Origin of the sequence: Streptococcus mitis (assembly GCF_965111735.1) — a bacterium.
In the GTDB taxonomy this organism is placed as follows: domain Bacteria; phylum Bacillota; class Bacilli; order Lactobacillales; family Streptococcaceae; genus Streptococcus; species Streptococcus mitis_DR.
Genome location: NZ_OZ217346.1, coordinates 1,995,759 through 2,017,216, shown reverse-complemented (window position 1 = coordinate 2,017,216; position 21,458 = coordinate 1,995,759). Strand labels below are relative to the sequence as shown.

Sequence of the window (21,458 nt, the reverse complement as noted above, 5' to 3'; positions counted from 1 at the left end):
AGATATGACTGTAAACATAGAACTGATTTCACAAACAGATCTAGCGGATGAATCTTTTTATATTGCTATTAATGGTTTAGAACCAAGGGCAATGTATTGTGTAGAAATGTACCTGTCTGATTATTACTGTATAAATGCTCCCGTGCTTTTAGATCATGATGTTATATGGAAATCAACCGCAATTTTTTTATCTGATCAGGACGGTATGATTGATACCTCTCAGACAGCATCTATTTCGGGATCTTATAAAGGAGTTTCAGAAATGGGATTATTCTTTAATGCGAAACCGTTGAAGAATAGGAAAAGGAGATTACCGAGTTCTCTTGATAGAATTCCATTACGAGATTGTTTTGGTGTTGAAATTAAAATCAAGCTGGGGAAAGATGTGGTCGCGGAGCAAAGTTTCGTAAGGCGTTATATGAATCTAGGAGTAAGATATCAAGATATCTATGACAAGCATTTTCAAGGTCGATTATTCTATGATGAAAAGTTAAGAAGGGCGCCAGCCGTGATTATTGTTAGCGGTAGTGAGGGGAGAATTGAAAAAGCTCAAAATATTGCCCAACTTTTATCTTCAAGAGGCTATATTTGTCTTGCGATAGCTTATTTTGGTTTAGAGGGATTACCCCAAAATTTAGAACGAATTCCGATAGAATGTCTGGAAGAGGCGAAAGATTTTCTATATCATCATCCTCAAGTTGATAATACAAAAATAGGAATATATGGTCGCTCTAAAGGAGCAGAGCTTGTTCTGGCTGGACAAAGTATTTTGGATGATGTGCAATGTTTAGTACTCAATTCTCCCTCAAATGTAATATTTGAGGGAATAAAGGGAAAACTCAATTCTAATTCATCTTCTTGGACATATTTGCAAAAAGAACTTCCGTATCAAAAATTTCAGTTAGGAAATTACTTGTTAAACAAGTTTTTTGGAAAACATATTCCTGAAGATAGTAGGGCCCAGATTGATGTGAGTAAAATTTCCTCTCCTTTATTATTACTAGGAAGCGATGTTGATGAAATATGGAATGCATCATCCGCGATAGATGATATCATTTCACATTATAAAGGGGAATCCATTTTGTTTAAAAAATACCATGAAACAGGGCATATGTTGACGGTTGCTTATCAACCGAATCATCGTTATCGAAAAGATTGGCGCTTATTAATGAAAGAAAGTGTAGACTCTTGGTTTGCTACGATAAGTTTTTTTGATACACATCTGAAGAATTTGTAGATAGTCCTGAACCGTACTATAATAGTCCCAACTAAGATAAAAACACAGTTCTGGTTGGTAGTCCAGTCTACAAAAGCAAACACTAAAACAAGATAAATTTGAACTCAAACAGTAAAAACGTAGAGAGAAGTACAAGAGTTACTAGTGACTTTCTCTTTCATAAAATAGAACAGCTCTTCTCGGATAAAAAGAGCTGTTTTTTGCTTGTATTGAAAATTCTTTTCATAGATTATTTCCTAATGGATTTACTTGTCGTTAAAAATTTGGCTAATGGAAGTTTCAAATTCAAGACAATACTTACTTGCTTCAAATTCAATCATATCATATTCAGCAGTTTCATTTTGATAGAAGGGATTGTGTGTCATGATTTCTAGTTAATTTTTTATTGTTTGATTTGGCGAGAATAATACTACCGATTCTTGAATTTTTCGGCCAGATGCGGTAAAACATCTCTTTTATAGCGCATATTTAAAAATATAATGTGTTCTTGTAAGTGTTTTTAAGCTTCATTTAGCAATTCGGTAGGAGAAAAATGGCTGTAGCCTTCTCTACTTTAACTTAACCCTAATCATCTCACCACTTAACCTTTCATTTTAACCACTTATCTCAAAAGTCGATTTTTCTGTCATTATTTTTGTTAAACTAGTGAGATAAAAGGAGGGAAGAAATATGATTTTACAAGCTAAACATTTGAGCAAATGGTACGGCAATCATATGGCTGTTGACGATATTCAGTTAGAGTTTGAAAAAGGGAGTTTTAATGCTATTTTGGGTCCCAATGGTGCAGGAAAATCAACCACCATTTCCATGTTAATTGGTTTGAAAAAGCCGACAAAAGGTCAGATTCGATATGCGCCAAATACGAAAATCGGAGTTGTTTTTCAAGCTAGTGTACTAGATGAGATGTTGACGGTTAGGGAAAATCTTACGATTCGTGCTCAACAGTATGAGGAGATTGCAGCAAGTCGTGTGGATGATTTGATCCATCAACTGGGTTTGACTGCTTTCCAGAAGCAACTATATGGGACTTTGTCAGGTGGGCAAAAACGTAGGGTTGATATTGCGCGTGCTCTTCTTTCACAGCCAGATATTCTTTTCTTAGATGAACCAACGACAGGTCTAGATATTCAGACTCGCAAAGCCATTTGGGATTTACTGTCTCGACTACAAAAGGATGAAGGGATGACTATTATCTTAACGACTCATTATCTGGATGAAGCGGATGAAGCGGATCAGATTTATATCGTTGATCATGGGAAAGTGATTGCGCAAGGTTCTGCGACGGCTATTAAAAGTCAGTATGCATCTAATATTCTAAAAATTCGTTTTAAAGAAATGAAGGATTTAGAAAAGTTGCTACAGACTGGAATGACAGTAAAGGAAGAAAATGAGTTGGAATATCTTTTTTATCCAAGGACATCACTGGAAGCTATTGAATATTTGGCAAAAGTACGAGAAGAAATTGATTCTTTTGAGTTTCGTCCAGGTACCATGGATGATGCCTTTATTGCACTTACAGGAAGAGAGGTTCGCTAATGTTAGCTTTATTGAAACGGAATTTTATCTTATATTTTCGTAATCGTTCAGGAGTATTTTTCTCATTATTGGGGGCATTGATTTCCTTCCTCCTTTATATCATTTTTTTGCAGAAGAACTTGACGGACGCTTGGTATCAACTCCCTGATAATACGAACCTTTTAAATAATTGGCTGATGGGTGGGACCTTGGCTGTGACTGGGATTACAACTAGTTTTACGGCTCTTACACAAATGGTACAGGATCGTGAAAATCAAGTGGATCAAGATCTCTTCTTGACAGATTTAGGGATCTGGGGTTTACAGGTGTCCTATCTAATCAGTAGTATTGCCATCTCTTTTGTCATGCAGGTGTTTATGTTTGCTGTTATGGAGTTTTATTTTAAAGAGAGTCCAGTTATCAGTCATTTACCGGAAATTGCTTTGATTATGTTGTTAAGCAGTCTGCTTTCAAGTTTGATAAATATTCTCTTGATTTACCGTTTTCAATCTGTAGATAGCCTTGGCAAACTGGCAACTATAGTGGGAACTGCTTCTGGATTTTTAGTAGGAACTTATGTCCCTATTGGAGTTTTACCTGATTTTGCACAGATTATCATGAAGGGTACCCCTGCAACTTATATTGCTTCTCTCTATCGACAAATTTTAATGAAAGAGCGGTTAGAAACTGCATTTACAGGAAATAGCAGATTGTTAAAGGAATTTCAAGAAAAAATGGGAATCCAAATCAACTGGCAAGAACTATTGACAAAGGAAGAGACATACTTTATAGTGGTTATTATCAGTCTTGTCGCTATTTTTCTTTGGATTTTATTTGTTAAAGTGTTTAGCAAGAGAAAATAAAAGTATATTGGAGAGAAAATGAAGATTCGTTTTGAAATGAAGGCAGAGTTTTCAGAAAAGGACCCACATATTGTAATTCAGGCAGCTCAGTTAACCGACCAAGCGAGGGAAGTCATGGAGTATTTAGAACAATTTTCAACAACCAATCAGGTGGCCATTCCTATTCGGGCGGATGATTATCTGGTTATGGTGAAGATTGAGGATATTATTCTAGCTGATATTGATAAGAATTTATTAACCATTTATACGGTAGACGGGATTTATAAAACTAAGGAAACATTGATAAACTTTCAGAATCGGATTAATCGGCGTAACTTTATACAGATATCACGTCATTCAATTATAAACATTGACCACTTAGAATCGTTATCAGATAGTTTTTCAGGGAACATGATGGCTAAAATGACTCGGGGCATCAAATCTAGTGTGAGCCGGAAATACGTTAAGTCCCTAATGAATTATCTAGGTTTATAGGAGAAAATCATGAAACGATTAATTGATTATTTTGTATCGGGAATGCGCACGGCTTCCTTCTTTTATTTGAGTATGATGTTATTAGCTCAGTTTTATCCAAGCATTACCTATCCTACACCAATGGTAAAAAATATTCTAGCTCTGTTTTTAATGGGTGGAATTATGGGGGTATTGACTTTAATACTTGAAAAGCTAGAGTTTCTTGCTTTTAGTATACGTGTAGGAGTTCATTTATTAGTTACAGCTACTGTCTTAGTATTGACCTCTCTATTTTTTGGCTGGGGTTCAGTTTTATGGAGCCCTCTGCTTTGGTTCTTTTTCTTGTTAATTTATGGATTGATATGGTTGTATCAAATCTGGCGGACTCATAAACTCACACAACAAATTAATCAAGCCTTGGAGAATAAAAGAAAGAAAACGGATAAATAGTGTAGTGTTTAGTATGAAGTTAGAGGAGAGTGCTAGTTTCCATTTAGAGTAATTTATGATATAGTATTTTCAGTGTAAAAACAAGGAGAATACTATGCCAGTAAATGAATATGGTCAGATGATTGGTGAGTCAATGGAAGGTTATACACCGGGCGAATTGCCTGCTATTGATTTCTTAGAAGGGCGTTATGCTAGGGTAGAGGCTCTTTCGGTGGAAAAGCATGCGGATGATTTATTAGCTGTATATGGTCCAGATACTCCTCGGGAGATGTGGACCTACCTCTTTCAGGAACCAGTGGCGGATATGGAGGAGCTGGTTGCCGTTTTAAATCAGATGTTGGCTCGTAAGGATCGCTTTTACTATGCGATTGTAGACAAGGAAACTGGTAAGGCCTTGGGAACTTTTTCACTCATGCGTATTGACCAGAATAATCGAGTAATAGAGGTGGGAGCAGTCACTTTTTCTCCAGAGCTCAGGGGGACACGAATAGGGACAGAGGCTCAGTATCTTTTGGCGCGCTATGTTTTCGAGGAGCTTAACTATCGTCGCTACGAGTGGAAATGCGATGCCTTAAATCTGCCATCCAGACGAGCTGCGGAGCGTTTGGGATTTGTCTATGAAGGAACTTTCCGTCAAGCAGTCGTTTATAAGGGGCGTACGAGGGATACGGATTGGTTGTCTATGATTGATAAGGACTGGCCCCAAGTCAAAGCTCGATTAGAAGCATGGTTGGCTCCTGAAAATTTTGATAAAAATGGACGACAGTACAAGAGCTTGAGAGAGTTTTAAGAGGTGTTGACATGATCACTATTAAAAAGCAAGAATTTGTCAAGCTAGAGGATGTTTTGCATCTCTATCAGGCTGTCGGTTGGACAAATTATACCGATCAATCAGAGATGCTGGAGCAGGCCTTATCTCATTCATTAGCGATTTATGTGGCGCTTGATGGTGATACTGTGGTGGGCTTGGTCCGTTTAGTCGGAGATGGTTTCTCATCAGTATTGGTTCAGGATTTAATCGTTTTACCTATCTATCAGCGTCAAGGGATTGGTAGTGCCCTAATGAAAGAGGCTTTAGAGGATTACAAAGATGTCTATCAAGTCCAGCTGGTGACAGAACAGACAGAAAGAACCTTTGGATTCTATCGTTCTATGGGCTTTGAAATCTTATCCACCTATAATTGTATAGGGATGACTTGGGTGAATAGAGAAAAATAACAAAACTTGTTTTTCTTAAGCAAAGTTTAAGAATGGTCTAGTATTATATAACCATTAAATAAAGACCTCCTAACTTTATTTAATGAAATCCTAAACTTTTTTCATCATAATCTCCTAATGAAGTCACCCAATCAGGTGGCTTTTTTGTGGGGTGAGGTGATGGTAATAGAAATTTTTTGAAAAGTGGTAGAATTTGAGAAAAGTTAAGCTAGTTTTAAGCTTCATCTTGTATCATATAGTTATTAAATAAAGACCTCCTAACTTTATTTAATAAAATCCTAAACTTTTCTTTTTCATAATAATCTCCCTTAACTCCACCCAATCAGGTGGAGTTTTTTGGCTCTATTTCAGGCTTTTGGAGACTATTCTAAAAATCATTTTTCGATATTTTTCGGTATTTTTCGGATTTTGGTCGGGGAATTGGCGGGGACTTTTTGAGATTTTGGCGGGGATTTTTTAGCGAATATGACTAAGAAATAGGTTTGTTGTTACTTCAGCTACTTCAAACTCAATTTGATTGTAAGTGACTGTTAATTGAAGGACTGGAACTGCTGTAATAATGATTTTGCTTGTCCAGTAGTGGCGTATTAAATGAGGAGTGACATGTAAGATTGTCTCTTCGTTTACTAAATCAAAATTTCTATGAAATTGATAGAATCCCTAACTTTCTCTTAAACTTGAAAGTCTTGTTGTAAAGCGGTTAAAGCTTGAGAAGCTGAGAATGTAAAGTTTTGACAAATTTTGTCAACTGTGGGATAATAAAAGGGAATTAAGTATTGTGTCTATATCATAGGCTAGAAAAGACCCCAAGCTCACGTCCAAATAAGCTTGGGGTCTTTTTGACACTATTTGTTCTTGTTTATCCATTTATCGACTAAGCGAAGAACGACACCGACCACAATTGGTCCGATGATAGTTTTAAGTATTGTATCCATCATGGGCTAATTCACCTCCTCTCGCAGGCGGTGTAGAAGTGCCGAACAATATTATACCATAAAAGAGAAATTGGGCAAAAACTCAATTTCAGGAGAAAATGAAGTAAATCTTTCCACAATAAAACGCATAGTATCAAGGTTTTCAACACTGATATTATGCGTTTTTTGATTTTAAAGACTTTTTTCTCAGACTTATGATTGGTTTTGTCAGTTTTCTTATTTTCGTGGAGGATTATGGAATTTATCTGTTCTTTACTGAATCCAACCTTTATGTAGAAGATTTATCCCAGAATGGATTATTTGGTTTTGTGACTTTCTTTATCATCTTTAATTTAGTTTTACTGGCTTTAGCATGCTGGGCAGGATACAAGTGGAAGAGGGGATATTAACAAAAGTGGAGAAAACTACATTAGTTCCTCTCCACTTTTATGTTTCTAGCTAATTGGTAATTATAACTTATTACGATCGAAGTCACCTATCCTTATCTTTCAAAAAATGGTCAATCTTAGCCATCAAGAGCTTGTGCTCGTATATTTTACAGATATCACGAGCCTGTAAATAATAGTCAAGAATTTCATCGTGCTTTAAAAAATCTTTTCCGGCGTTCGCAACGATAGTTAAAAGAGGCGCCAGCTGATAGCTGGTCTCTTTTTGTTTACAAAAGTCAATGGTTTCTAAGGCTTCTTGGACAGCTTCTAACTCCTTCCCTTTAGAGTGTAAATAATAGGCGAAATTATGTTTAACTCGAATATAACCAAATAAAAACTCTTGGTGGTTTAAATCTTTTTCCTGATACAAACTGATAAGAAGTGAGTTATTTTCTTCATATTCTGCATCACGCCCTACAGAAAAATAAAAATTAGATAAAGTATTGAGAAGTTTAAGATACACAGATGAGCTGATCGAAAGCTTTGGCAAAGCGTTTTCTAGACTGGCGATAGCTTCATCTTTGGAACTATGTAAGTAGAAAAGGATAATCGCTTGAATCCATAGAAGATAAAATTCATCCTCAGTAGACAGATACTGAGACTTTTCTTTTTCTAAGTTTAAGAGGTATTCTAAATCCTCGTAATTTCGATCTTCAAGTAATTTTTCTGCTAATTTCTTAAACGGTGTTATATTGGAAGTCATTTCAATCTGTTCATCGAAAAAATATTCTAAAGGAACTTGAAGCCGATTTGCAAGTTTATAGAGTAAATCAGCAGCAGGCATATAGTTGCCACGCTCTATTTTGCTGATTTGGCTTTGCTCACAAATTCCTTCGGAAAGTGTTTTTTGTGAGAAGCCTTTTTCTTTTCTCTTTGCTTTTAGTTTGTCAGATAATATGCTCATCTTTAAACCTTCTTTAAATAAATTTATGATTAATTATATACTTTTAATCTCTATTTTTCAACTTCCTGACACAAAAATAGTCTCAAAAGAATAAATAGAAAATAAACTGAAAAAAAGAATATTTTTATTGACAAAGAAGATTTAAAGTAGTACACTTACAAGTGTAAAGATAAGAAAAAGGTGGTTAATATGAGTATTTTAGCAAAGTTTCGTAAAATCATTTTATATCATCTTTTTTCAGGATTATTTTGTAAGCGTTTGCTTTAAAAAGCTATAAATCAACTACAATATATTTTGGGTTCGAGAGTTATACAACAAGATTCAACAATTAGTGTAGTTAATCTTGGACTGGAGGATTTATTTATTAAATGTTTGTGAAGTAACATTTATATAATGAATCGTGTCATAGATTGAAGGACTTAAAGGGGGTACTGTAAGTTTGCTATACCTTATTACCTTCTCATATAAGTAGTTATACAGGAACTACTCTATTATGTCTTTTGATGTGGGTGTATAGATATTAGGAGGAGAATAAAATGAGAAATCCAGTAATACAGACATCTAATTTATCAAAATCCTATGATGGGAAAATTATCTTAGATAAGATAGACTTTACGCTAAAACAGGGAGAAATTTATGGCTTACTAGGAAGAAATGGAGCTGGAAAGACAACCTTTATCAAGGCTATTTTAGGCTTGACAGCTATGGATAGTGGTGAAGTGAATATTCTATCTGAAAAACTGTTAGGTGAATTTTCTAAGGATTTGCTATCTCAAATCGGTGTGGTATTGGACAGTGCTTCTTTTTATCCTAATTTAACGGGACCTGAAAATCTCTCTATTTTTGCAAGATTGAGAGGAATTTCGCTAAAACAGGTAGAGCAAGCTTTACAAGTAGTAGGATTAGATGGGGAAAATAAAAAACTATTCAAGCAGTATTCTCTGGGAATGAAGCAAAGGTTAGCAATTGCTAACGCTATTATGCACCAGCCGAAAATTCTGATATTAGATGAACCAACAAATGGTTTGGATCCTATTGGTATCCTTGAAATGCGCCGTTATCTAAAGGAACTCAGTACCAATCATGGCATTTCGATTTTAATATCCAGTCACATTATTTCAGAACTTGAAAAGCTTGTAGATAGAGTTGGGATACTGCATGATGCCCACCTTATGGCTGAAAAGACTATGCAGGAATTAATAGATGGTGCAGATAAAAGGAAAATCCACCTAATTGTTTCGGATGCTCCTCAAGCTAAGGAAGTGCTTTGCAGGATAAATCTGCAAGAACAGATTAGTATTCTTTCGGATATAGAACTTGAACTTCAGGGAGAATCACCTACTTTTGACATTGCAGTCGTATCTAACTCCTTAAAAGATAACGGAATAGTTCTAAAAGAATATTCTTATAAAAACAATGAAAGTTTAGAGGATTACTTTAAGCGGGTAACAGGAGGTGAGGGAATTGCTTGATTTAGTGAAGATTGAATTTCTCAAACAAAGGCATCAAAAACTGAATTTTGTCGTATATGGTGTTGTTTCCCTCTACCTAGCTCTCATCTGTTATTATGTAAATGATGCGAGAGGCTTGTTTGACTCATTTCCCTTTGTCTATAAATTTTCTTTGTCTTATTTAAACTTTTTGATTCTCCCTTTGTATTGTGTTTCCTATACAATACAGGCATTTGGTGTAGAATATCGCTATCGCATCATGAACAACTTGAAACTCGCTTCAGCAAATCTAATGAAGACATTCTGGGCTAAGATTTTGTATATAGAAATCAATGCTCTGTGTATCATGTTATTCACCTATATTTCGGTTTCCTTATTCGCACTACTATCTCGCTTTTCTTCGACAGTCAGTTTGTCTTTATTATTAAGATTTTTCTATCTTTGTATGAGTAGTGGTGTCTTAATTCCCATGGGAGTATTTCCTTTAGTTGCTCTGGTCATGATAAAAGTCAGAGGCAAGGAGATAGTTGGAAATTTGGTCGGTGTCATGTATGTTTTAGTGTCATTTTTTTTAGCAAGGACGAGTCCAAATATCAGTCCAGTAACAAGTGCTAACAGTTTAATCTGGGAAGGAAATAGAGAAGGAGTGGTGCTTCAACAGCCAGCTATCTTATCGATTATTGTACTAGGTTTATCTTTACTTGTTTTGTCTTTCTTGTCCATTAAATCTTGGTTAAGAAAGGTGGATGGATAAATGTTGATGCTAGAATTGACTAAACTAAGAAGGCGAAAGATACTGTATATGATTCCCTTTGTAGCCATCCTGCTCTTTTTGTTAGAGTTTATGATTGGTCATCAGATTTATCAAGGGCATTCGTACGGTAGTGTGAATGGTTGGTATGTAGAAAATGGTTTCTTCTTTTTGAACTACTATTTTCTCCTCCCTTTTTCGAGCATGATTTTAGTGGATTTGATAAGAATAGAACAAGTGTCTAAAACGATTTCAAATCTCAGACTGATTCCTGTCGATTTGAAACAATTACTCCAAGCGAAGTTTATGCTTACTTTATTGATAAATCTACTAGTCAGTGAATTCACCTTTTTGGCTATGGTTGTCCTAGAGCTAATGGATGGTGATTTTGCTTTCTCTAGTCTTACAATTTTATCGTGGGGATTTGGTTATGGAGTAATTGCTTTTGCTTATACACTGTCTGCTGGCATTATTGTCCTCTTCTTAGGAAAATATCGGAAGGAACTTATTCTTGCCCTACCACTTGCCTTTTTATTGTCATTTGCAGGTTTGTTTACTTTAACAACGGTTGTTGGGAGATATTATCTGGCAAATTTACTACTAATCATCATGGAGGAATTCACGGTTTTAACAGTTTCTGTATATGCCGTGTGGCTGATTACCTTGGTGGCATGTCTCCTTTATTTGTTGGCAGATAAACGCATGATGAACATTATTTTTGCTTATAAATGACAAGCTGAGTAGATGAGGATATAAACCTTTGACAAATTTTGTGAACTGTGGGATAATAAAAAGGAATTGAGTACTAGTTCTATATCATAGGCTAGAAAAGACCTCAAGCTAACTTCCACATTAAGCTTGAGGTCTTTTTTGACACTATTTGTCCTTGTTTAGCCATTTATCGACTAATCGAAGAACGACACCGACCACAATTGGTCCGATGATAGTTTTAAGTATTGTATCCATCATGGGCTATCTCACCTCTTCTCGCAGGCGGTGAAGCAGTGACTTAGAATAAAGTGCCAAACTCGGGAGTCACCCAATCGGGTGGCTTTTTTGTTTGTGGCTTGGTTTTTTGATATAATAGAGCCATGAGTAGAATTTTAGATAATGAGATAATGGGGGACGAGGAGCTAGTAGAACGCACGCTCCGTCCTCAGTATTTACGTGAATATATCGGGCAGGATAAGGTTAAGGACCAGCTTCAAATCTTTATCGAAGCCGCTAAAATGCGGGATGAAGCGCTGGATCATGTCCTCCTTTTCGGGCCTCCAGGTTTGGGGAAGACGACCATGGCCTTTGTTATTGCCAATGAACTGGGAGTTAATCTCAAGCAGACGTCGGGTCCTGTTATCGAAAAAGCTGGTGATCTGGTAGCGATTTTGAATGACTTAGAGCCTGGGGATGTCCTCTTTATTGATGAAATTCACCGCTTGCCTATGTCGGTGGAAGAGGTGCTTTATAGTGCGATGGAGGACTTTTACATCGATATTATGATTGGGGCTGGTGAGGGTAGTCGTAGTGTTCATTTGGAGTTACCACCTTTTACCTTGATTGGTGCGACGACTCGGGCTGGTATGCTGTCAAATCCTCTACGGGCACGTTTTGGGATTACGGGGCATATGGAATACTATGCCCATGCTGACTTGACAGAAATTGTTGAGCGGACGGCAGATATTTTTGAGATGGAAATTACTCATGAGGCAGCTTCTGAGCTGGCCTTGCGTAGTCGTGGAACCCCTCGTATTGCCAATCGTCTCCTCAAGCGCGTGCGCGATTTTGCCCAGATTATGGGGAATGGGGTCATTGATGATGTTATTACCGATAAGGCATTAACTATGCTGGATGTTGATCATGAAGGTTTGGACTATGTGGACCAAAAAATCCTTCGTACCATGATTGAGATGTATGGTGGTGGTCCTGTCGGATTAGGAACTCTTTCTGTGAATATCGCTGAAGAGCGTGAGACGGTTGAGGATATGTACGAACCTTACCTAATCCAGAAAGGCTTTATCATGCGAACACGGTCTGGACGGGTTGCAACGGCTAAGGCCTACGAGCATTTAGGGTATGAGTATAATGAAAAATAAACAAGAAATTCTAGAAGCTTTCAGAGAAAATCCGGATATGATGGCTATTCTGACGATCATACGAGATCTTGGTCTGAAAGACTCGTGGTTGGCAGCAGGTTCGGTACGAAATTTCATCTGGAATCTTTTGTCATACAAATCACCTTTTGACTGTGAAACAGATGTTGATGTCATTTTCTTTGACCCAGATGTGAGTTATGAAGAGACGCTGGCTATAGAGAACAAGTTGAGAGAGGACTTTCCTCAGTACCAGTGGGAATTGAAAAATCAGCTCTATATGCACCAGCACAGTCCTCATACTGCTCCCTATACCAGTTCCCGTGATGCTATGAGTAAGTATCCAGAACGGTGTACGGCAGTTGGACTGCGCTTGAATGAAGAATTCGATTTTGAACTCTATGCACCTTATGGTTTGGAGGATATTTTGAATTTTCAAGTTCGTCCAACTCCTCATTTTTTAGAGAATGAAGACCGAATGGAACTTTATCGAACACGTCTATCCAAGAAAAATTGGCAGGAGAAATGGAAAAATTTGATTTTTAAAAATACTTAAGGAAACTTTAAGCTAGGAAGTGTATACTAAGTTCATAAGTTAAGAAGACCTTAACTTAAACTCCTAAAACTTTTTCATAATAATCTCCCTATAAAAAATAGAGTCGCCCAATCAGGCGACTTATTTTTTTGAAAAATGGGCTTGGTGCCTGAGAATAATACTCAATGAAAATCAAAGAGCAAACTAGGAAGCTAGCCGCAGGCTGTACTTGAGTACGGCAAGGTGAAGCTGACGTGGTTTGAAGAGATTTTCGAAGAGTATAAATAGCTTAGTGATAGAAGAAAATAGGGAAATATGGTATAATGAAACGATAGATTTTTGAATAGGAATAAGATCATGTTTGGATTTTTTAAGAAAGATAAGGATGTGGAAGTAGAGGTTCCGACACAGGTTCCTGCTCATATCGGCATCATCATGGATGGCAATGGCCGTTGGGCTAAAAAACGTATGCAACCGCGAGTTTTTGGACACAAGGCGGGCATGGAAGCATTGCAAACTGTGACCAAGGCAGCCAACAAACTAGGCGTTAAGGTTATTACAGTTTATGCTTTTTCTACGGAAAATTGGACCCGTCCAGATCAGGAAGTCAAGTTTATCATGAACTTGCCAGTAGAGTTTTATGATAATTATGTCCCGGAATTGCATGCGAATAATGTTAAGATTCAAATGATTGGGGAAACAGACCGCCTGCCTAAGCAAACCTTTGAAGCTCTAACTAAAGCTGAAGAATTGACTAAGAACAACACAGGATTAATTCTTAATTTTGCCCTCAACTATGGTGGACGTGCTGAGATTACACAGGCTCTTAAGTTGATTTCTCAGGATGTGTTAGATGCCAAAATCAACCCAGGTGACATCACAGAGGAATTGATTGGCAACTATCTCTTCACCCAGCATTTGCCTAAGGACTTACGAGACCCAGACTTGATTATCCGTACTAGTGGAGAATTGCGTTTGAGCAATTTCCTTCCATGGCAGGGAGCCTACAGTGAGCTCTATTTTACGGATACCTTGTGGCCTGATTTTGACGAGGCGGCCTTGCAGGAAGCCATTCTTGCCTACAATCGTCGTCATCGCCGATTTGGAGGAGTTTAGGAGGAAATATGACACAGGATTTACAGAAAAGAACCTTGTTTGCAGGGATTGCCCTGGCTATTTTCCTACCAATTTTAATGATTGGGGGACTCTTGCTGCAGATAGCAATTGGAATCATAGCCATGCTAGCCATGCATGAACTTTTGAAGATGAGAGGTCTAGAGACCATGACTATAGAGGGTCTCTTAACCCTCTTTGCAACCTTTGCCTTGACCATTCCCTTGGAGAATTACCTGACTTTTTTGCCAGTTGATGGGAATGTGGTTGCCTATAGTGTTTTGATTTCAATTATGTTAGGAACGACTGTTTTTAGCAAGTCTTATACGATTGAGGATGCTGTTTTCCCGCTTGCTATGAGTTTCTACGTGGGCTTTGGTTTTAATGCTCTATTAGATGCTAGAATTGCAGGGTTAGATAAGGCACTATTAGCCTTATGTATCGTCTGGGCGACAGACAGTGGTGCCTATCTTATAGGAATGAACTATGGTAAACGAAAATTAGCTCCGACAGTTTCTCCAAATAAAACCTTTGAGGGTGCCTTGGGTGGTATTTTAGGTGCTATTTTAGTAACCATCATCTTTATGATGTTTGATAGGACAGTTGCTCTTCCGTATGGAATTTACAAGATGTCAGTCTTTGCTATTTTCTTTAGCATTGCTGGACAATTTGGTGATTTACTAGAAAGTTCGATCAAACGTCATTTTGGTGTCAAGGATTCTGGGAAATTTATCCCTGGACATGGTGGTGTTTTGGATCGTTTTGATAGTATGTTGCTTGTATTTCCAATCATGCACTTATTTGGACTCTTTTAATCAAAAGACGGAGGAAATACTATGCTCGGAATTTTAACCTTTATTCTGGTTTTTGGGATTATTGTAGTGGTACACGAGTTCGGACACTTCTACTTTGCCAAGAAATCAGGGATTCTAGTGCGTGAATTTGCCATTGGCATGGGACCCAAGATCTTTGCTCATATTGGCAAGGACGGGACGGCCTATACCATTCGAATCTTGCCTCTGGGTGGCTATGTCCGTATGGCCGGTTGGGGTGATGATACAACTGAAATCAAGACAGGAACTCCTGTCAGTTTGACGCTTACTGATGATGGTAAGGTTAAACGCATCAATCTCTCAGGTAAAAAATTGGATCAAACAGCTCTTCCTATGCAGGTGACCCAGTTTGACTTTGAAGACAAGCTCTTTATCAAAGGATTGGTTCTGGAAGAAGAAAAAACATTTGCAGTGGATCACGATGCAACGGTTGTGGAAGCAGATGGTACTGAGGTTCGGATTGCACCTTTAGATGTTCAATATCAAAATGCAACTATCTGGGGGAAACTCATTACTAACTTTGCAGGCCCCATGAACAACTTTATCTTAGGTGTCGTTGTTTTCTGGATTTTAATCTTCATGCAGGGTGGTGTCAGAGATGTCGATACCAACCAGTTCCATATTATGCCTCAAGGGGCTTTGGCTAAGGTAGGAGTACCAGAAACGGCACAAATTACCAAGATTGGCTCACATGAGGTTAGCAACTGGGAAAGTTTGATTCAGGCTGTGGAATCAGAAACCAAAGATAAGACGGCCCCGACCTTGGATGTGACTATTTCTGAAAAGGGGAGTGACAAACAAGTCACTGTTACTCCGGAAGAAAGTCAAGGCCGTTACCTTCTAGGTGTTCAACCGGGGATTAAGTCAGATTTTGTATCTATGTTTGTAGGTGGTTTTACAACTGCTGCTGACTCGGCCCTCCGAATTCTCTCAGAACTGAAAAATCTGATTTTCCAACCGGATTTGAACAAGCTAGGTGGACCTGTTGCCATCTTTAAGGCAAGTAGTGATGCTGCTAAAAATGGAATTGAGAATGTCTTGTACTTCTTGGCAGTGATTTCCATCAATATCGGGATTTTTAATCTTATTCCGATTCCAGCCCTGGATGGTGGTAAGATTGTGCTCAATATCCTGGAAGCCATTCGCCGCAAACCATTGAAACAAGAAATTGAAACCTATGTCACCTTGGCCGGAGTGGTCATCATGGTTGTCTTGATGATTGCTGTGACCTGGAATGACATCATGCGACTCTTTTTTAGATAATCGAGGAATATTATGAAACAAAGTAAAATGCCTATCCCAACGCTTCGCGAAATGCCAAGCGATGCTCAAGTTATCAGCCATGCTCTTATGTTGCGAGCTGGTTATGTTCGTCAAGTCTCAGCAGGTGTTTATTCTTACCTACCACTTGCTAATCGTGTGATTGAAAAAGCTAAAAATATCATGCGCCAAGAATTTGATAAGATTGGTGCCGTTGAGATGTTGGCTCCTGCCCTCCTCAGTGCAGAATTGTGGCGCGAATCAGGTCGTTACGAAACTTATGGTGAAGACCTTTACAAACTAAAAAATCGTGAAAAATCAGACTTTATCCTAGGTCCAACTCACGAAGAAACCTTTACAGCTATTGTCCGTGATTCTGTTAAGTCTTACAAGCAATTGCCACTTAACCTTTACCAAATCCAACCTAAGTATCGTGATGAAAAACGCCCACGTAATGGACTTCTCCGTACACGTGAGTTTATCATGAAGGATGCTTACAGTTTCCACGCTAACTATGATAGCTTGGACAGTGTTTACGATGAGTACAAGGCTGCTTATGAGCGTATTTTCACTCGTAGTGGTTTAGACTTCAAGGCTATCATTGGTGACGGTGGAGCCATGGGTGGTAAGGATAGCCAAGAATTTATGGCCATTACACCTGCTCGTACAGACCTTGACCGCTGGGTTGTCTTGGACAAGTCAGTTGCCTCATTTGATGAAATTCCTGCAGAAGTGCAAGAAGAAATCAAGGCAGAATTGCTTAAATGGATGGTTTCTGGTGAGGATACCATTGCTTACTCAAGTGAGTCTAGCTATGCGGCTAACTTGGAAATGGCAACAAACGAGTACAAACCAAGCAACCGTGTTGTCGCTGAAGAAGAAGTAACTCGTGTTGCAACGCCAGATGTTAAATCAATCGATGAAGTTGCAGCCTTCCTCAATGTTCCAGAAGAACAAACAATTAAAACCCTCTTCTACATGGCAGATGGTGAGCTTGTTGTAGCCCTTCTAGTTGGAAATGACCAACTCAATGAAGTTAAGTTGAAAAACCACTTGGGAGCAGATTTCTTTGACGTTGCAAGTGAAGAAGAAGTGGCAAATGTTGTTCAAGCAGGATTTGGTTCACTTGGCCCAGTTGCTTTGCCAGAGAATATTAAAATTATTGCAGATCGTAAAGTGCAAGATGTTCGCAATGCAGTTGTCGGTGCTAACGAAGATGGCTACCACTTGACTGGTGTGAACCCAGGTCGTGATTTTACTGCAGAATATGTGGATATCCGTGAAGTTCGTGAGGGTGAAATTTCTCCAGACGGACAAGGTGTCCTTAACTTTGCGCGTGGTATCGAAATTGGTCACATCTTCAAACTCGGTACTCGCTATTCGGCAAGCATGGGGGCAGATGTTTTGGATGAAAATGGTCGTGCTGTGCCAATTATCATGGGATGTTATGGTATTGGTGTCAGCCGTCTCCTTTCAGCAGTGATGGAGCAACACGCTCGCCTCTTTGTTAACAAAACGCCAAAAGGTGAATACCGTTATGCTTGGGGAATCAACTTCCCTAAAGAATTGGCACCATTTGATGTGCACTTGATTACTGTCAATGTCAAGGATGAAGAAGCGCAAGCCTTGACAGAAAAGCTTGAAGCAAGCTTGATGGGAGCTGGTTACGAAGTCTTGACAGATGACCGTAACGAACGTGTTGGTGTTAAATTCAGCGATAGTGACTTGATTGGATTGCCAATCCGTATCACTGTTGGGAAGAAAGCAGCTGATGGTATCGTAGAAGTGAAGATTAAAGCGACTGGTGATACCATCGAAGTTCATGCAGATAACTTGCTTGAAACGCTTGAAATTCTCAGCAAGAAATAAAAACTATAATCAGAAGAAAAACAAGGAAAAAATGTAACTAGTTTTTACCTTGTTTTTTCTGTATAATGGGAAAAATGAGTAGATAAAGAGGTAAATGTATGCTAAGATTTCCAAAGGATTTTGTCTGGGGATCCTCTACTTCTGGACCACAAACAGAAGGACGTGTAGCTGGTGACGGTAAGGGAGATAATCTCTGGGATTATTGGTACCAAGTGGAGCCAAATCGTTACTATAATGGGATTGGTCCAGATAAAACATCAACCTTTTATGAAAACTGGGAAAAGGATATTGAGCTACTGTTAGAGACTGGTCATACGGCCTTTCGGACTTCTATTCAGTGGTCACGGATTTTTCCACAAGGGCGTGGAAAAGTCAATGCTCAAGGTGTGGATTTCTATCGTAAGGTTTTTGAGGCTATTAAGGCTAAGGGGATTCGTCTTTTAGTCAATCTTTATCATTTTGATTTGCCTTTTGTCCTTCAAGAGGATGGTGATGGTTGGGAAAATAAGGCGACTGTCTCAGCCTATGAAGACTATGCTCGTTTTTGTTTTGAGACTTATGGAGATTTAGTGGATCAATGGATTACCTTTAACGAGCCAATTGTTCCAGTAGAATTTGGATATTTTTACGATGCCCATTATCCACATAAGGTGGATGCAGAGGCAGCCGTTAAAGTAGCTTATCATACACAATTGGCCAGCAGTCGGGCGGTTAAGGCCTGTCATGAACTCTTGCCTGATTCCAAGATTGGGATTGTCCTCAACTTGACACCGGCTTATCCACGTAGCCAGCATCCTGCTGATGTCAAGGCTGCTCGTATTGCGGCCCTTTTTCAGGCCCAATCTTTCTTAGATCCGTCTGTTTTGGGGACTTATCCACAGGAGTTGGTAGAAATCTTGCATGAATACGGTCTCTTGCCTGATGCTACAGAGGAGGAGTTGGATCTCATTCGTGACAATACGGTGGACTTCCTTGGTGTCAATTACTATCAACCTTTGCGTGTTATGGCTCCTCGATTTGCTAAGCATCCAGAGAGTCCACTCTTGCCAGAACATTTTTATGAGCCTTATGTGATGCCTGGACGTAAAATTAATCCTCACCGTGGCTGGGAGATTTATGAGCAAGGGATTTATGACATTGCCCAAAATATCAAGGAAAATTATGGCAATATTGAGTGGATGTTGACAGAGAATGGTATGGGTGTTGAAGGAGAAGAAAAATTCCGTGAGAATGGAATGATTCAAGATGATTACCGTATTGACTTTGTAAAAGGTCATCTTCGCGAACTGCACCGTGCCATTGAAGATGGAGCCAATTGTAAGGGCTACTTAATTTGGACCTTTATTGATTGCTGGTCATGGCTTAACAGCTATAAAAATCGCTATGGTTTGGTCGAATTAGACTTGGAAACGCAAGAACGTCGTCTGAAAAAATCAGGGCACTGGTTCAAGGAATTAAGTGACAATAATGGATTTTAAAAAGGACTCTGACTGATGATTTTAATTGGTCAGAGTTTTTTGCTTACAGAAGGATAATTTCAACTATACCAATTTTTGCTCTTGACAAGTGAAAGAAACAAGTATATACTGTTTTTGCTGATTCTATAAAAGAGGAATTAGACTATACCAATTTTAAGGAGAAAGCACAGCTTGCCTGTGTCGTATATACTATGTGTGGAATTGTTGGTGTTGTTGGAAACACAAATGCAACTGATATTTTGATTCAAGGGCTTGAAAAGCTCGAATACCGTGGATATGATTCTGCGGGGATTTTTGTCCTAGGTGGTGCTGAAAACCACCTAGTCAAGGCTGTTGGTCGTATTGCAGAATTGTCTGCTAAAACAGCTGGTGTTGAGGGAACAACTGGTATCGGACATACTCGTTGGGCAACTCATGGGAAACCAACGGAAGATAATGCTCACCCACACCGCTCTGAGACAGAACGTTTTGTTTTGGTGCACAATGGGGTGATTGAGAACTACCTTGAAATCAAGGAAGAATACCTTGCAGGTCACCACTTCAAAGGGCAAACAGATACGGAAATAGCCGTTCACTTGATTGGAAAATTTGCGGAAGAAGAAGGTCTCTCAGTTCTTGAAGCCTTCAAAAAAGCTCTTCATATCATACGTGGTTCTTATGCCTTTGCCTTGGTTGACTCACAAGATCCTGAAGTCATCTACGTAGCTAAAAATAAATCACCACTCTTGATTGGTCTTGGTGAAGGTTATAACATGGTATGCTCAGATGCTATGGCTATGATTCGTGAAACCAACCAATACATGGAAATTCATGACCAAGAGTTGGTAATCGTCAAGGCTGATAGTGTGGAAGTTCAAGACTATGATGGAAATCGTCGTGAGCGTGCTAGCTACACTGCTGAGCTAGACTTGTCAGATATCGGTAAAGGAACTTACCCTTACTACATGCTTAAGGAAATTGACGAGCAACCAACTGTTATGCGTAAACTAATCCAAGCCTACACAGATGAGGCTGGTCAAGTAGTAGTAGACCCAGCTATCATCCAGGCTGTTCAAGACGCAGACCGTATCTACATCCTTGCAGCTGGGACATCTTACCACGCAGGATTTGCTTCTAAGAAAATGTTGGAAGAATTGACAGATACACCAGTTGAACTTGGAATTTCATCTGAGTGGGGTTACGGTATGCCACTTCTCAGCAAGAAACCACTCTTCATCTTTATCAGTCAGTCTGGTGAAACGGCGGATAGCCGTCAGGTTTTGGTCAAGGCTAATGAAATGGGAATCCCAAGCTTGACAGTGACAAACGTACCAGGTTCAACTCTTTCACGTGAAGCCAATCATACCATGCTCCTTCATGCAGGTCCTGAAATTGCCGTAGCATCAACAAAGGCTTATACAGCACAAATTGCAGCCCTTGCTTTTCTTGCAAAAGCAGTAGGAGAAGCAAATGGCAATGCTAAAGCGCAAGTCTTTGACTTGGTTCATGAGTTGTCAATCGTAGCTCAGTCTATCGAATCAACTCTTTCAGAGAAAGAAACCATTGAAGCCAAGGTTCGTGAGCTTCTTGAAACAACTCGCAACGCCTTTTATATTGGGCGTGGTCAAGATTACTACGTAGCTATGGAAGCAAGCCTTAAACTCAAAGAGATTTCTTACATCCAGTGTGAAGGCTTTGCGGCAGGAGAACTCAAGCACGGAACTATTGCCTTGATTGAAGAAGGAACGCCTGTTTTGGCTCTCTTGTCAGATCCCGTCCTTGCTAACCACACTCGTGGAAATATCCAAGAGGTCGCAGCCCGTGGTGCCAAGGTCCTCACTATCGCAGAAGAAAATGTTGCTAAAGAGACAGATGATATCGTCCTTACGACTGTACACCCTTACCTCTCACCAATTTCAATGGTCGTACCGACGCAATTGGTCGCTTACTTTGCAACCCTTCACCGTGGACTTGATGTGGACAAACCACGTAATCTTGCTAAGTCAGTAACGGTAGAATAAGCTAAAAAAGTCTAGTTATCTAGGCTTTTTCTTGTGAGCAAATTTATTGAAAGTAAAAATCATTAGTGATAGAATACC

22 protein-coding genes are annotated in these 21,458 nt (G+C 38.9%); 19 read left to right on the top strand and 3 right to left on the bottom strand.

All coding sequences use genetic code 11. From position 1 onward, the window contains the following. Nucleotides 1-4: 4 nt before the first annotated feature. From ACLV7W_RS09700 to ACLV7W_RS09670, 7 genes are all read left to right on the top strand, one after another. On the top strand, nucleotides 5-1,237 hold the full coding sequence (locus tag ACLV7W_RS09700) for an acyl-CoA thioesterase/BAAT N-terminal domain-containing protein (protein WP_049502633.1): 1,233 nt from the start codon (nucleotides 5-7) through the stop codon (nucleotides 1,235-1,237). Between the two features lie 669 nt (nucleotides 1,238-1,906). Continuing rightward, entirely contained in the window at nucleotides 1,907-2,773 is an 867-nt protein-coding gene (locus ACLV7W_RS09695) for an ABC transporter ATP-binding protein (protein WP_084888257.1), read from the top strand. Next, a complete protein-coding gene (locus tag ACLV7W_RS09690; RefSeq protein ID WP_084888255.1) occupies nucleotides 2,773-3,615 on the top strand; it encodes an ABC transporter permease in 843 nt (280 codons plus the stop codon). Before ACLV7W_RS09695 ends, ACLV7W_RS09690 begins: the two co-directional genes overlap by 1 nt. Nucleotides 3,616-3,633: 18 nt before the next feature. Beyond that, on the top strand, nucleotides 3,634-4,089 hold the full coding sequence (locus ACLV7W_RS09685; protein WP_084888253.1) for a LytTR family DNA-binding domain-containing protein: 456 nt from the start codon (nucleotides 3,634-3,636) through the stop codon (nucleotides 4,087-4,089). 9 nt (nucleotides 4,090-4,098) lie between these two features. Further along, entirely contained in the window at nucleotides 4,099-4,518 is a 420-nt protein-coding gene (locus tag ACLV7W_RS09680) for a DUF3021 domain-containing protein (RefSeq protein WP_411865864.1), read from the top strand. Nucleotides 4,519-4,612: 94 nt separating this feature from the next. After that, nucleotides 4,613-5,308 (top strand): GNAT family N-acetyltransferase, encoded by a 696-nt coding sequence (locus tag ACLV7W_RS09675; protein WP_084888249.1) that lies wholly within the window; start codon nucleotides 4,613-4,615, stop codon nucleotides 5,306-5,308. Nucleotides 5,309-5,319: 11 nt separating this feature from the next. Further along, nucleotides 5,320-5,736 carry a GNAT family N-acetyltransferase gene (locus tag ACLV7W_RS09670; protein ID WP_084888248.1) on the top strand — a complete coding sequence of 139 codons (417 nt, stop codon included), beginning with the start codon at nucleotides 5,320-5,322 and terminating at the stop codon, nucleotides 5,734-5,736. A gap of 845 nt (nucleotides 5,737-6,581) precedes the next feature. Here the strand turns inward: ACLV7W_RS09670 and ACLV7W_RS09665 are convergent. Further along, nucleotides 6,582-6,674 (bottom strand): type I toxin-antitoxin system Fst family toxin, encoded by a 93-nt coding sequence (locus ACLV7W_RS09665; RefSeq protein WP_084888247.1) that lies wholly within the window; start codon nucleotides 6,672-6,674, stop codon nucleotides 6,582-6,584. Nucleotides 6,675-6,865: 191 nt separating this feature from the next. On the opposite strand from ACLV7W_RS09665, the gene ACLV7W_RS09660 reads away from it, so the two are divergent. Further along, nucleotides 6,866-7,060: a DUF5966 family protein gene (locus ACLV7W_RS09660; RefSeq protein WP_084888246.1), complete on the top strand. Its 195-nt coding sequence runs from the start codon at nucleotides 6,866-6,868 to the stop codon at nucleotides 7,058-7,060. A gap of 82 nt (nucleotides 7,061-7,142) precedes the next feature. On the opposite strand, the gene ACLV7W_RS09655 is transcribed toward ACLV7W_RS09660, so the two are convergent. Further along, nucleotides 7,143-8,003 (bottom strand): helix-turn-helix domain-containing protein, encoded by an 861-nt coding sequence (locus ACLV7W_RS09655; RefSeq protein ID WP_084888245.1) that lies wholly within the window; start codon nucleotides 8,001-8,003, stop codon nucleotides 7,143-7,145. A 536-nt stretch (nucleotides 8,004-8,539) separates the two neighbouring features. Here ACLV7W_RS09655 and ACLV7W_RS09650 point away from each other — a divergent pair. The 3 genes from ACLV7W_RS09650 to ACLV7W_RS09640 are packed head-to-tail and all read left to right on the top strand — an operon-like array spanning nucleotide 8,540 to nucleotide 10,937. Beyond that, nucleotides 8,540-9,475, top strand: a complete 936-nt coding sequence (locus ACLV7W_RS09650) for an ABC transporter ATP-binding protein (RefSeq protein ID WP_084888244.1) — start codon at nucleotides 8,540-8,542, stop codon at nucleotides 9,473-9,475. Beyond that, entirely contained in the window at nucleotides 9,468-10,208 is a 741-nt protein-coding gene (locus ACLV7W_RS09645; protein ID WP_084888243.1) for an ABC transporter permease, read from the top strand. Before ACLV7W_RS09650 ends, ACLV7W_RS09645 begins: the two co-directional genes overlap by 8 nt. Further along, entirely contained in the window at nucleotides 10,209-10,937 is a 729-nt protein-coding gene (locus ACLV7W_RS09640; protein ID WP_125392885.1) for an ABC transporter permease, read from the top strand. Nucleotides 10,938-11,081: 144 nt separating this feature from the next. Here the strand turns inward: ACLV7W_RS09640 and ACLV7W_RS09635 are convergent, their stop codons facing one another. Then, nucleotides 11,082-11,174: a type I toxin-antitoxin system Fst family toxin gene (locus tag ACLV7W_RS09635; protein ID WP_000969509.1), complete on the bottom strand. Its 93-nt coding sequence runs from the start codon at nucleotides 11,172-11,174 to the stop codon at nucleotides 11,082-11,084. A gap of 122 nt (nucleotides 11,175-11,296) precedes the next feature. Here ACLV7W_RS09635 and ruvB point away from each other — a divergent pair, with 122 nt between their 5' ends. The 8 genes from ruvB (at nucleotide 11,297) to glmS (ending at nucleotide 21,380) form a co-directional block, all read left to right on the top strand. Continuing rightward, entirely contained in the window at nucleotides 11,297-12,295 is a 999-nt protein-coding gene (ruvB, locus tag ACLV7W_RS09630) for a Holliday junction branch migration DNA helicase RuvB (protein WP_009014280.1), read from the top strand. After that, on the top strand, nucleotides 12,276-12,848 hold the full coding sequence (locus ACLV7W_RS09625) for a nucleotidyltransferase family protein (RefSeq protein ID WP_150922742.1): 573 nt from the start codon (nucleotides 12,276-12,278) through the stop codon (nucleotides 12,846-12,848). The genes ruvB and ACLV7W_RS09625 overlap by 20 nt, the downstream gene beginning before the upstream one ends. A gap of 336 nt (nucleotides 12,849-13,184) precedes the next feature. After that, nucleotides 13,185-13,943, top strand: coding sequence for an isoprenyl transferase (locus ACLV7W_RS09620; RefSeq protein WP_120719117.1), 759 nt, complete (start codon nucleotides 13,185-13,187; stop codon nucleotides 13,941-13,943). An 8-nt stretch (nucleotides 13,944-13,951) separates the two neighbouring features. Continuing rightward, entirely contained in the window at nucleotides 13,952-14,755 is an 804-nt protein-coding gene (locus ACLV7W_RS09615; protein ID WP_084925587.1) for a phosphatidate cytidylyltransferase, read from the top strand. A gap of 21 nt (nucleotides 14,756-14,776) precedes the next feature. Next, nucleotides 14,777-16,036, top strand: a complete 1,260-nt coding sequence (gene rseP, locus ACLV7W_RS09610) for an RIP metalloprotease RseP (RefSeq protein ID WP_084862787.1) — start codon at nucleotides 14,777-14,779, stop codon at nucleotides 16,034-16,036. Between the two features lie 12 nt (nucleotides 16,037-16,048). Further along, nucleotides 16,049-17,902 (top strand): proline--tRNA ligase, encoded by a 1,854-nt coding sequence (locus ACLV7W_RS09605; protein WP_153210681.1) that lies wholly within the window; start codon nucleotides 16,049-16,051, stop codon nucleotides 17,900-17,902. 98 nt (nucleotides 17,903-18,000) lie between these two features. Beyond that, nucleotides 18,001-19,380 carry a 6-phospho-beta-glucosidase gene (bglA, locus tag ACLV7W_RS09600; RefSeq protein WP_153209833.1) on the top strand — a complete coding sequence of 460 codons (1,380 nt, stop codon included), beginning with the start codon at nucleotides 18,001-18,003 and terminating at the stop codon, nucleotides 19,378-19,380. Nucleotides 19,381-19,571: 191 nt separating this feature from the next. Further along, complete coding sequence (gene glmS / locus ACLV7W_RS09595; protein ID WP_411865863.1) at nucleotides 19,572-21,380, top strand: glutamine--fructose-6-phosphate transaminase (isomerizing); 1,809 nt, start codon at nucleotides 19,572-19,574, stop codon at nucleotides 21,378-21,380. Nucleotides 21,381-21,458: the final 78 nt, after the last annotated feature.

Bases quoted from the DNA above. Each gene is read 5' to 3' on its own strand.
- ACLV7W_RS09675 (WP_084888249.1), top strand. From the start codon at position 4,613: ATGCCAGTAAATGAATATGGTCAGATGATTGGTGAGTCAATGGAAGGT.
- ACLV7W_RS09635 (WP_000969509.1), bottom strand. From the start codon at position 11,174: ATGATGGATACAATACTTAAAACTATCATCGGACCAATTGTGGTCGGT.
- ACLV7W_RS09615 (WP_084925587.1), top strand. From the start codon at position 13,952: ATGACACAGGATTTACAGAAAAGAACCTTGTTTGCAGGGATTGCCCTG.
- ACLV7W_RS09620 (WP_120719117.1), top strand. From the start codon at position 13,185: ATGTTTGGATTTTTTAAGAAAGATAAGGATGTGGAAGTAGAGGTTCCG.
- ACLV7W_RS09680 (WP_411865864.1), top strand. From the start codon at position 4,099: ATGAAACGATTAATTGATTATTTTGTATCGGGAATGCGCACGGCTTCC.
- ACLV7W_RS09700 (WP_049502633.1), top strand. From the start codon at position 5: ATGACTGTAAACATAGAACTGATTTCACAAACAGATCTAGCGGATGAA.
- ACLV7W_RS09605 (WP_153210681.1), top strand. From the start codon at position 16,049: ATGAAACAAAGTAAAATGCCTATCCCAACGCTTCGCGAAATGCCAAGC.
- glmS (WP_411865863.1), top strand. From the start codon at position 19,572: ATGTGTGGAATTGTTGGTGTTGTTGGAAACACAAATGCAACTGATATT.
- ACLV7W_RS09650 (WP_084888244.1), top strand. From the start codon at position 8,540: ATGAGAAATCCAGTAATACAGACATCTAATTTATCAAAATCCTATGAT.
- ACLV7W_RS09655 (WP_084888245.1), bottom strand. From the start codon at position 8,003: ATGAGCATATTATCTGACAAACTAAAAGCAAAGAGAAAAGAAAAAGGC.
- rseP (WP_084862787.1), top strand. From the start codon at position 14,777: ATGCTCGGAATTTTAACCTTTATTCTGGTTTTTGGGATTATTGTAGTG.
- ruvB (WP_009014280.1), top strand. From the start codon at position 11,297: ATGAGTAGAATTTTAGATAATGAGATAATGGGGGACGAGGAGCTAGTA.
- bglA (WP_153209833.1), top strand. From the start codon at position 18,001: ATGCTAAGATTTCCAAAGGATTTTGTCTGGGGATCCTCTACTTCTGGA.
- ACLV7W_RS09625 (WP_150922742.1), top strand. From the start codon at position 12,276: ATGAGTATAATGAAAAATAAACAAGAAATTCTAGAAGCTTTCAGAGAA.
- ACLV7W_RS09665 (WP_084888247.1), bottom strand. From the start codon at position 6,674: ATGATGGATACAATACTTAAAACTATCATCGGACCAATTGTGGTCGGT.
- ACLV7W_RS09695 (WP_084888257.1), top strand. From the start codon at position 1,907: ATGATTTTACAAGCTAAACATTTGAGCAAATGGTACGGCAATCATATG.
- ACLV7W_RS09670 (WP_084888248.1), top strand. From the start codon at position 5,320: ATGATCACTATTAAAAAGCAAGAATTTGTCAAGCTAGAGGATGTTTTG.
- ACLV7W_RS09690 (WP_084888255.1), top strand. From the start codon at position 2,773: ATGTTAGCTTTATTGAAACGGAATTTTATCTTATATTTTCGTAATCGT.
- ACLV7W_RS09660 (WP_084888246.1), top strand. From the start codon at position 6,866: ATGATTGGTTTTGTCAGTTTTCTTATTTTCGTGGAGGATTATGGAATT.
- ACLV7W_RS09685 (WP_084888253.1), top strand. From the start codon at position 3,634: ATGAAGATTCGTTTTGAAATGAAGGCAGAGTTTTCAGAAAAGGACCCA.
- ACLV7W_RS09640 (WP_125392885.1), top strand. From the start codon at position 10,209: ATGTTGATGCTAGAATTGACTAAACTAAGAAGGCGAAAGATACTGTAT.